The sequence below is a fragment of the Acidobacteriota bacterium genome (assembly GCA_003225175.1).
Lineage (GTDB): Bacteria > Acidobacteriota > Terriglobia > Terriglobales > Acidobacteriaceae > Gp1-AA112.
Genome location: QIBA01000008.1, coordinates 1 through 10362 on the forward strand (window position 1 = coordinate 1; position 10362 = coordinate 10362).

9 protein-coding genes are annotated in these 10362 nt (G+C 55.8%); 3 read left to right on the forward strand and 6 right to left on the reverse strand.

Annotated elements, in window-relative coordinates; genetic code table 11:
* The coding region (locus tag DMG62_00220; GenBank protein ID PYY25008.1) for a hypothetical protein at positions 1 to 217 on the forward strand (217 nt) is incomplete at its 5' end.
* On the opposite strand, the gene DMG62_00225 is transcribed toward DMG62_00220, so the two are convergent.
* Positions 214 to 1182 carry an IS1595 family transposase gene (locus DMG62_00225; GenBank protein PYY25009.1) on the reverse strand — a complete coding sequence of 323 codons (969 nt, stop codon included), beginning with the start codon at positions 1180 to 1182 and terminating at the stop codon, positions 214 to 216. The genes DMG62_00220 and DMG62_00225 overlap by 4 nt on opposite strands.
* 379 nt (positions 1183 to 1561) lie before the next feature.
* On the opposite strand from DMG62_00225, the gene DMG62_00230 reads away from it, so the two are divergent.
* Entirely contained in the window at positions 1562 to 1789 is a 228-nt protein-coding gene (locus tag DMG62_00230) for a hypothetical protein (protein PYY25010.1), read from the forward strand.
* A gap of 35 nt (positions 1790 to 1824) precedes the next feature.
* On the opposite strand, the gene DMG62_00235 is transcribed toward DMG62_00230, so the two are convergent.
* The 4 genes from DMG62_00235 to DMG62_00250 form a co-directional block, all read right to left on the reverse strand.
* A complete protein-coding gene (locus DMG62_00235) occupies positions 1825 to 2535 on the reverse strand; it encodes a hypothetical protein (GenBank protein PYY25011.1) in 711 nt (236 codons plus the stop codon).
* A gap of 240 nt (positions 2536 to 2775) precedes the next feature.
* Positions 2776 to 3687 (reverse strand): hypothetical protein, encoded by a 912-nt coding sequence (locus DMG62_00240; GenBank protein ID PYY25012.1) that lies wholly within the window; start codon positions 3685 to 3687, stop codon positions 2776 to 2778.
* Positions 3688 to 3840: 153 nt separating this feature from the next.
* Positions 3841 to 6282 (reverse strand): hypothetical protein, encoded by a 2442-nt coding sequence (locus tag DMG62_00245; protein PYY25013.1) that lies wholly within the window; start codon positions 6280 to 6282, stop codon positions 3841 to 3843.
* A 162-nt stretch (positions 6283 to 6444) separates the two neighbouring features.
* The gene (locus tag DMG62_00250; protein ID PYY25014.1) at positions 6445 to 7407 is read right to left on the reverse strand and encodes a hypothetical protein; all 963 of its coding nucleotides are present in this window, start codon (positions 7405 to 7407) and stop codon (positions 6445 to 6447) included.
* A 250-nt stretch (positions 7408 to 7657) separates the two neighbouring features.
* On the opposite strand from DMG62_00250, the gene DMG62_00255 reads away from it, so the two are divergent.
* Positions 7658 to 9313 carry an amidase gene (locus tag DMG62_00255; GenBank protein PYY25015.1) on the forward strand — a complete coding sequence of 552 codons (1656 nt, stop codon included), beginning with the start codon at positions 7658 to 7660 and terminating at the stop codon, positions 9311 to 9313.
* A gap of 4 nt (positions 9314 to 9317) precedes the next feature.
* On the opposite strand, the gene DMG62_00260 is transcribed toward DMG62_00255, so the two are convergent.
* Positions 9318 to 10361 carry a hypothetical protein gene (locus tag DMG62_00260; protein PYY25016.1) on the reverse strand — a complete coding sequence of 348 codons (1044 nt, stop codon included), beginning with the start codon at positions 10359 to 10361 and terminating at the stop codon, positions 9318 to 9320.
* Position 10362: the final 1 nt, after the last annotated feature.

A 10362-nucleotide genomic window follows, 5' to 3' on the forward strand; every position in this document is an offset into this window, starting at 1 on the left:
CCGTTCATGCGAGCAGCGGATTATGCCGAATCGCCCTAAACCTTCCGCCAAGAATGAGCAGGGAGATTACGACAGATTTGAAAGTTTTATGAAGCACTTGATGGCTGTTCCTCACTCAGAAATCAAGGCGAAACTTGATGCTGAGAGAGCAGCCAAACTGAAGCGGAAATCTAAACGCGTTTCCGCTTCCCGCGCTTCAAACGGCCAAAAGGATTAGAAACTCGTTTCTCCCACCTTGCCAGTCAGTTCCTCATAGGTCAAACGCTTCCCGACGATCTGATTCATTGCGTAGGTAAAGCGGTCAGAATCATTCAGCGGATTATCACGTGTGGCGCGGTTGTTATAACGGAACGATTGCTCATCGAGATAGCGGAACAGATGAAACGGCTCTACGCTCACATAGGTTCCAGCAAGACCGCGCTTCAGAAGACTCCAGAAATTCTCTAAACCGTTTGTGTGTACGCGCCCGTCAACGTATCTCTCGGCGTGATCAACAACCTTGTGAGTGAACTCTGCTTCTAGTCCGTGATAGCCAAGCATCTCATCGCTGTAAAGTGCGGTCCCGATGTGGACGTGCTTCTTGATTTCAGGCTGTACTGTTTCCTTCTGGCGATTCGGCAATACGACTGTGCGAACCTGTCCGCCACGTTCCAAGATTCCAAACGCCATCGCCTTACCCTTGCCGCCAGTTCCGGTAATGCGACGTTTGCGAACATCCATGTGCATGTTCCGCGCTTTGCCGCCGATGAAGGATTCGTCCACTTCGATCTCGCTATCGGGTCCACCAAGTTTCTTACTGAAAGAGCCGCTGTGAACGGCAAGGCGAATCCGATGCAGCATGAACCATGCAGTTTTCTGAGTAACGCCTAATGCTCTGTGAATCTCATAGGAGCTGATTCCGTTCTTGCAGTTCACCAGCATCCACACAGCGGGAAGCCATTTATCTAAGCCGATTGGAGAATCTTCAAACACGGTCCCAACCTTGAGAGAGAACTTCTGACGCGGGTGATTCTCGCGGCATTTGTAGAGACGAGCATTCTCTAGGTAGAGGACGTTCTCAGAATTGCAGGTGGGACATTTCACCCTGCCATCTAGCCAGCGAACCGCGATCATGAATTGACGGCAATTCTCGTAATCGCTGAAATGCAGGATGGCTTGCTGTAATGTTTTCGGGCTTTCCATAGCAAGAGCAGAATACCCGAAATGGTCTAGTCAGTCAAGTATATTATTACCCAAATTAGAGCAGCTGCTTCTAAGCCTTCAACTGAACACTGTCATTCCGAGGCGCCGTTTTTTTGCGCGCGGAATCTGCCGTTTGCTATGGCGGCCTCCTGGACGGCATATCCCCACTTCGTGCGAGATGACAGTATGAAACATACTTAATGAAGAAAATGAGTGATCGGGTGAAGCCACGCGCCTTCGAAAGACTTCGAGCGAAGCTGATTTGGGGCAAGGAGCGCAATATAGTGTGCCTCTATGCTGCTGTTTGTGAGCACCTCACAGAGGCAAACGGAGGCGGCTTAGAATCATCACAAACTCTCAAAGCCCCCGGGAGAAAAGCATGGTTCGAATCACCTGTGATAGTTGCGGGGCTGTTAAGCCAGCCTACGAGAAATTGCGGCGCGATGAATGGATGCTCGGCTACGATATCGAGAGCAAGAGCTCTCGCTCCCTGCAGCGCGCAATTCGATTTCTGGACCGATGGGACGATCGCCGCATTTTGGAACTAGGCGCGATCCATTTTTGTTCGGTGAAATGTAAGGACGAGTACCTGAAGAAATCTGCGTAAGAACAGATCGACGTGGATACATCCAAATCCACGTTTCACTTCTTCACGTAAGGAGCGCGTGGAGAGTACTTGTTCAGCACGCCGATCAAATGCGCTGCTCCGGCAGGCATTCCTACTCTCTGCGCAATGAGAATGTCCTGTGGCTTAATCTCCCGCCCATAGAGATCCTTGTTGACATCGCCATCCTGATACATCCGGGCGCCGTCCAGGGCAACGCCAGCAAACAATCCGCGCGAGCGTGCATAGGAATAGATCTCTGAGCGCAACAAAATGTCGGTGCCTGCTTCTGCGGTTCGTCCGATTGGGCCAGCCGAAATGGATGCATCACCGCCCAGCGAGAATTGATCTTGCAATAGTTTTTCCACTCCACGCTGATTCACGAACAGGAGAACGACGTCTACAGATTCCAGCCCAATTTGGAACCCAAAAGTTCCGCCCGCGATCTTGAAGGACGACACAGGTCCCCATGAACCTGTCATTCCGCGCCGGCAGGTCACGAATCCATGCCCGAATCGGGCGCCAAGGCCCAAGCCTCCCTTCTTAAGGGAAGGAACAACCGCTACGCAGCGAGCGTGATCAAGCATGCCCTTTGGGATGCCCTTGTCGGGCGCTCCGATCATCTCCTGCAGTACCTGGCCGGAGCGTTCGAAGCGATCCATCACTTTGCCGGAAACACCCGCTTCCGCCAATTGGTAGGGAAATACCGCCAGGGCGGTGGCTGTCAGGGCAACGAGGAAGCGTCGCATTTGGGGGACTCCAAATCTATGCAGATTTTCGACCTGTAGGTGGATGTTGCCGTGGAGCGCCAGACGCGACAAGGGTACGTAAGTGCCTGTTCTTCCGCGGTTTTGATTTCGTGGTTCCGGCCGCCCTCCGCCGGGCGTTTTGGGGATCTTGCGATTTCGCGTGTGTGATTTCGCGATCTCAAATCACGAAATCACAAAATACTTACGAAGAGGCTAGAGCGGAGGATCAACGTTGCGGACTTACTGAACGTCGTCTTTGCCAGAACTCCGGGCAATGCTCTCGCCACCGTCTTCAAGCATCCACGATTCAGAAGCCGGCGGGCGCACAGCCTGACGTTCGACTTTCACGCGATACATTTCCCTGTCAGCCACTTCGAGGGCATCCTTCATATCCATGCCTTTGCGATAAGTGGCCACACCGCAGCTGAACGACAGCTCATACTTCGCGTGACCTGCCTGGTTCCACCACCTCGTCTCCCAGGAGAGACGCTCTGCCGCGCGCATGGCTTGTTTATTTGAGGTCTCAGGCAAAAGGATCAGAAACTCATCTCCGCCCAGGCGCAGAACGGTGTCCGATCCGCGAAATGTCTTCTTCAGTAAGGTTGCGATGTCGCGCAGGTACTGGTCGCCGAGAAAATGTCCGAATTTTGTGTTGATGTCTTTGAATCCATCCACGTCGAGGATGATCAGAGATAACTCAGTGCCGCTGCGAGTTGCCTTGTTGATCTCGCGCGGAAAGATCTCTTCCATGTAACGCCGATTGAAGGCTCCGGTCAGGGGATCGACAAGTGCCGTCTCTCTAGCCTTGGCGGACTCCATCAGCTCGCGAAGCAGTTGTCCGCGCGTCCGGTTCAGTTCTCGCTTCTGCTCGAGGATGTAGACGTTGAATAGGATGACGAGGGTAATCAGTCCCAGGAAGAGCTGAGGCACATAGCGTGCATCAGTGCGCAGAGTAGTCCACACCAGATTCGGAACAACAAAGGCCGCTAAGCCGGTCGCAATCACAAGAATCACGAGCGCGCAGATCGACCAAAGCTGCCAATCTCGCGACGAAAGCGCTTCCAGGTCGCGGTAGATCTCCGACGACTCCTGCAGCTCCGCTTGATGGCGTTCTGCGTGTTGCTCCAATGTCTGCTGTTGCTGCTCGCTCATGGAAGATCCTCTTGCGACCGCTGATGCTGGGGCAGCACCCGCTCGCGAATACACGTTCAGGGCGGGGAATGCCCAAAGAGTAGCAGCGCTCTTGCAGACTTAAGAGATTACGAAGGGGAGTTAGACTCCAGGACTGCTGCGGAAGGTAACTGGTTACTTGTAGATCAGGTATTTCTCCCGCATCGGCAGGAAGGCCTCCAGCGCCTCAGTCCACTTCGAAGAAATGAAGCGTGGATCGACGCCGGCGTTCAGGTCGTCCATGGTCTGCTGATTTGCTACCAAGCGCGCGATCTTATCGATCTTGAAGTCGTTTGGATAAAGCTTGTGCAGTGCCGCCGCAATTTCCGCTCCCAGTCCCGTGGCATCCAGCGCCAGGCGATTCGTCACAATGATGTTCACGCCTCCGCACTGCTGGTTGGAGTACAGGGACGACGTCGGAGCAAACGATGTTGGGATGAAACGCACGCCGGAGATATGCCGGTTGTTCAAGTAGGAAGCGAGTTCCTGAGACTTGATCCAGGGAGCGCCGAGAACCTCGAATGGGGTATCAGTGCCGCGGCCGACGGAGACATTTGCTCCTTCCACCATTCCCACTCCGGGATAAAGCGTGGCTTCATTCAAGCTGCGCATGTTGGGCGAAGGATTCACCCACATCTGCCCGGTTGAGTCGAACCAGTCGCCGCGCTGCCATCCCTGCATGTTGACGACCGTCAACTTCGCCCCGAGATTCTTCTCGCCATTGAAGAACTTCGCCAGCTCACCAAAGGTCATGCCATGACGCAGCGGAATGGTGTAGTACGAGGTAAAGATTAACTTGTCGAGATCGGCGATAGGACCAGACACGACGGATCCGGTGATGGGATTGGGTCGATCGAGCACCACGATTTCAATCGCAGCCTGCGCCGCCGCCTCGAGAAAGTAGCCCATCGTGGCTTCGTAGGTCCAAAAGCGAACTCCGATGTCCTGAAGATCGATCACCACGGTGTCGAGCTGCTTCAGCTGCTCGAGATTCGGCCGCCTCTTGGCATCCGTGTCGCCATAGACGCTGTACACCGGGATACCGGTAGCACCGTCGACGGTATTCCCAACCTGAGTCGTATCGAGCACGCCCGCTGCTCCATGCTCAGGACTAAACAACGCTGTCACCTTCAGCCCAGGAACAGAATTAAGGATGTCGATGGTCCGGCGTCCCGCGGAGTCAATCCCATTTTGGTTCGTCAGAATGCCGATCTTGCGCGGAGCGGCGCCTTCCGCGGCCGGTTTCAGGGCGTCGAAGTGATTCGCCTGCAGCACATCGATGCCTGTGAGCACATTGGCGTTGCGATACGCCATGCGACGGCTCCCCGCTGCCGCTTCGTTGTATCCAGTAATCGCAAGCAGAGGATCCTTGTCGTGGATCTCTTTTCCCAGATCCAAAGCCGCAGCAACCGCATTCGCAACTTTGCTGCGCAGGACGACAACACTGCCGGTTCCATTCGGGTGCACGGAATTCGTCAGCAGGATCACATAGGTGTTCGTGAACGGATCAATCCATATCGACGTTCCGGTAAAGCCTGTGTGGCCGAATGAACCCAGCGGTAAGAACTCCCCACGATTCGACGAAAATGCCGAATCAATATCCCAGCCGAGCCCGCGCAGGCTGGTAGCTTCGGGCGGCTGCTCTGGACGGGTCGCCTTTATGAGCGTCAAGCTCTTAAGAAATGGCTTTCGCTGCGGCTTCAGGTTGATCGCGTCGATTAAGGCCTGGGCATACTTGGAGAGATCCGCGGCGGTGGAGAACAAGCCGGCGTGGCCTGCAACTCCGCCCATGCGACGCGCAGACGGATCATGCACGATCCCACGAAGCATCTGATGATTCTCATCGTACTCAGTCGGCGCGATGCGCCGCCGCCACGAAGGAGGAGGAAGAAACCGAGTTTCCCTCATCCCCAGCGGCTGAAAGACAAAGGCATCCGCGTACTTGTCCAGCGGCATTCCGGAGATCTTCTCGAGCAAAAATCCGAGCGTCTCGAAATTGATGTCGCTATAACGGAACATAGCCCCGGGAGGCGTGATCAGCTGCTCTGCGAATGCCATTTGCATCGCCGTATCTTTTCCGGACCACTCGATCTTCAGATTTAAGTCTCCGGGCAACCCTGAGTAGTGCGTCAATAGCTGGCGAATGGTGACATCCTGTTTCCCATTCTGGGCAAACTCCGGCAGATAGCTGGCAACCGTATCGTTCAATCGAATCTGCCCAAGTTCGAGCATGCGGAGCACAGACGGCGTGGTCGCCACTACTTTCGTGAGCGAGGCAACGTCAAAGATCGTGTCCAATGTCATCGCCTCGCGCGCCGGCTCGAGCGAACGCATGCCATACGCCTTGCGGTACACGGCTTTCCCGCCATGCCCGACCACCAGCACCGCGCCCGGACACTGCTTCTGCTCAATCGCGTCCTCGATCACCGCATCGAGTGTCTTGAACTGAACTGTAGTTTTCGACGGAGCAGCAGCCTTCGTTTGCGAGGGGGTCTTCTTCGCGGCGGCTGCGAACCCTGACTGGAAGAAGGCCAAAGCTAACAGGAGGTGGAAGATGGGAGATCGAGAGACTCGCATACAGGAAATCTCATTGTCGTGTATGCGCGAAGGCGACGCAACGTCCGGGTTCCTTGTTTAATATGACGCAAGTTCTATCTCGAACTATGCCGAAAGTTGTCTGCGTCTGTGATCCCAATCGGATTCTCCGGAGTGCAATGCGCTCATCACTGCAAGGGACTGTTACCGCGCGACTAGTGGTTCCTGAATAGGCACAGTCGCAACCGTCGCCTTCACCGGCTCCGCTCGGCGGACGTACTTCTCATACGCCTCGCGCTCAGCCGCCCAGGCGCGGAAGGTTGGCAGCACCTTCAAAGCTGCTTCATAGCCGACGTTCACGATTCCCAGCGCTCTCTGGAAGTCATCGAAGGCGAAGGCGCTCACGTCCGGTTCCACCAGCAGGTCTGCATGCTTTTGCCACAGGCACGACATGTTCGATTGGGCGATCGAGAAGCATTGCCCAATTACCTCAAGCACGTGGCGCGGACTCTTTTGTACCCAATGCGCACCAAAGAAGACCGCAGCCACACGGTCAGCGCCCATCTGCTTGAGCGGCTGCGCGGGGACAGCATGTCCGAGCAGACCATCGACCATCACCTTGCCTTTCACCTCGACGGGCAGAAACACGCCTGGATAGGCGCAACTCGCCCGCACCGGATCAATCAGCTCACCACTGGTAAATACGATCGGTTCGCCGGTCACAAAATCCGTGGCCGTAACAGCCAGCGGAATCCGCAGCTCTTCGAACGTTCTTACTTTCAGGATGCGCCGCAGGAATCCGGTCATGCGGTCGTTGGTGCAGAGTCCAAAGCGGGAGATGGTATAGCGGGCAAAATCTTTAAAGCGGACGATGGAGGCGATCTCTTCAAGTTCCCTGGCGGAAACTCCGCTACAATACGCAGCGCCGATTACAGCCCCAACGCTTGTCCCGGCAAGAAAATCCGGGACGATGCCGGCTTCTTCCAGGGCTTTGAGCACGCCGACGTGAGCCAGACCACGGGCAAAACCACCACCCAGCGCGAGTCCAATCTTGCAGGGCTTAGGCACATCGCCCCGAGACGGCAATTGCAGGGATTCCGACTCACCTCCGAGAACCCTCAGCGATTTGCGGATACCCTCTAGTAGCTTCACGGCTACCTGCCTCAGGCGACGCTAATCCGAAGCGCAGCCTATATATACGATGCTCAGGTTTCGAATTTGAGATGCAGAATTCCGCCTCATTTTTGTGACGTATTGGCTACTGCAAAACTTCCGGCTCTCCCAAGTAAGCAGACACTAACACTGTTCCGGCGGCGCACAACAGGTAAATTTTCCATATTGATCCGGCACCGGACGGTCAAGAGGAGCCGTCTGCTACACTGCCGTCCCTTTTGTAAGACGCAAGGACGGAGGCACGATGGCAGGAGCGAAAAGCAGCCTATCCAACAACGAGAGTCGCAGAACCTTCCTCAAGACAGGTCTGACAGCGGCTGCCGGAGCCGCTGCATTTCCGCAGTGGCTGCGTGGGCAAGCGCAAAGTCCGCAAACGAACACTGTTTCGGTCAATTTGGACGAGGCCTCACTCGACACCCTGCGAGCCTACCTGGAGGGCGGCCAATTTACCGCCCACACGCTGTCTCAGTACTATCTGTCGCGAATCGACGAAGTAGATCGGGCGGGCCCGCGGCTGAACTCGGTCATCGAAGTTAACCCGGAGGCTTTGGGGATCGCGGACGATCTCGACCGCGAACGCCGCGCCAAGGGTTCCCGAGGTCCATTGCACGGCATCCCCGTTCTGATCAAAGACAACATCGCCAGTGCCGATCGGATGCAAACAACCGCCGGTTCCCTGGCGCTCGTTGGTTCACGCCCACCGAAGGATGCGTTCCTCCTAACCCGCCTGCGTGCGGCCGGAGCCGTGATACTGGGCAAGACCAACTGCAGTGAGTGGGCTAACTTTCGCGGCAGGCACTCCACCAGCGGATGGAGCGGACGTGGAGGACAAACCCACAACCCCTACGCCCTCGATCGCAATCCCTCCGGCTCGAGCTCCGGATCGGGAGCAGCCGTGGCAGCCAACCTGTGCCCTTTCGCGGTAGGCAGCGAGACCGATGGCTCGATCGTCTCGCCTTCGTCGGTGAACGGCATCGTAGGAATCAAACCCACAGTCGGGCTGGTAAGCCGTACCGGCATCATTCCCATTTCGCAGACGCAAGACACCGCTGGGCCGATGGCGCGCACTGTTGCCGATGCCGCAGCACTGCTCAGCGTCCTCGCAGGCGTCGATCCCGAGGATCCAACCACCGGAGCCGCCCGCTCTCATATCGAGACCGATTACACTCGCTTCCTCGATCCAAATGGACTGCGTGGCTCACGCCTCGGCGTCGTGCGCAAGTACGCAGGCTTCAACATGCACGTAGACCGCGTATTCGAGGAGGCCCTGGCAGCTCTGAAGAGCGCTGGCGCGGAGATCATCGATCCGCTGGAGATCCCGAACATCGACAAACTCGACGAAGCAGAGACCGAAGTTCTGCATTTCGAGTTCAAGGCGGACCTCAATCGCTATCTCGCATCGCTCGGGCCCAGTGCTCCGGTTCACAACCTTGCTGAGGTCATCGCCTTCAATCAAAAGAACCGCGCACGCGAGCTTGCCTGGTTTGGGCAGGAGTCCATGGAAAAGGCGCAGGCAAAAGGAGACCTGAACAGCCCGGATTATCAGAAAGCCGTCTCCGATTGCCGCCGCCTCTCGCGTCAGGAAGGCATCGACGCCGCCATGGATAAGTTCCGTCTCGACGCCCTCCTAGCCCCCACTGATGGCCCAGCATGGCCAACCGACTGGATCAACGGCGACCACTTCAGCGCGGGCACCTCCACTCTGGCCGCGGTTGCCGGATATCCGCACATTACCGTGCCCATGGGCTTTGTCTTCGGCCTTCCCGTCGGAATCTCGTTCTTCGGGCGCGCCTGGAGCGAGCCCACGCTGATCAAGCTGGCCTATTCGTACGAACAGGCGACCAAGCTGCGCAAGCCGCCGCAGTTTCGCAGGACGGTGGAGGTGGCGACGGCGACTTGATCGCTTAAGAAGGAAGCATGTGTGTGTCACGTTCGGAGCCTTTGTCCTGGGAATGGGATGGAGTACTTAATTTTTGGGCGTCCCATCTATAGACCTCTACTTGGGCAGCATCGTTGCTGCCTATCTGGTAGACCAAGGTGGCGCGGCTATCGGGCATTCCATTCCTGAGCCATTCCCTTTCCTCAGGCCGGTCTCTGGCAGACCAGCTGTCCAGCACCACAAAGTCAATGTGTTCCGAACCAATATAGGATAGAGCCTGATTGGGCGAGGCGTCTGGCAATCCTATGATGGTAGCCTTTGAGTAGTAGGTTATAACCGTGCTCGCACAAGCGATCCTCTTACCGGCTGCTCCATGATCCCCGAGCCATACGCCGGCCTGTTTCAGACTACTAAAATTCTGCTGTTCGCAATTGAAGAGAAAGAGTGAGCGAGCACCGCGCTCGGCAATTCCCAATATGAGAACGAAGCATGCAATCTGCACGCAGTACCCAATACTACTGCGAAGCAACCAGGAAGGCGCAAGTCTTAGGAGTGAAGCGGATTCGACTGTCCAAGCTCGAATTTCATCGATTCCGCGGGCTATCCAGAGCATGCTCAGGGCAATCACTCCCAGCAGGTAACGGAACTCCGGGTTCGAGGAAGTAAGAATAAGAAAAACCAGAGTCCCAGCCATCGCAAATACGATAAGTTCCTGTTCCAATCTGCGGCGATTCCAGGCTCTAGCGAACCAAGCCAAGGCAATCAATCCGATGATTACCGGAGAACTGATCACCCTGTCATAGAACAAGTAACTGTAGACCGTCTGCGTGTTTCGTTTGGCCATTCCGAAGAGCGTCGTCAGTTTATCCGTGAGCGAACTTTTATAAGGCGTGTAGGCAGCAAATCGAAACGGATCCAACAAAGGTCCGGTGGGTTGCAGGTTCTGCCCTAATCCATACGCCGCCTCGTTGTATTCCATCCCTGACCGAATGCGATTCGCAATCGTATAGTTTATGTTCCATTTTCCCTCCAGGCGAACATGTCCAGTATGACGGTAGAGATAGGCCATG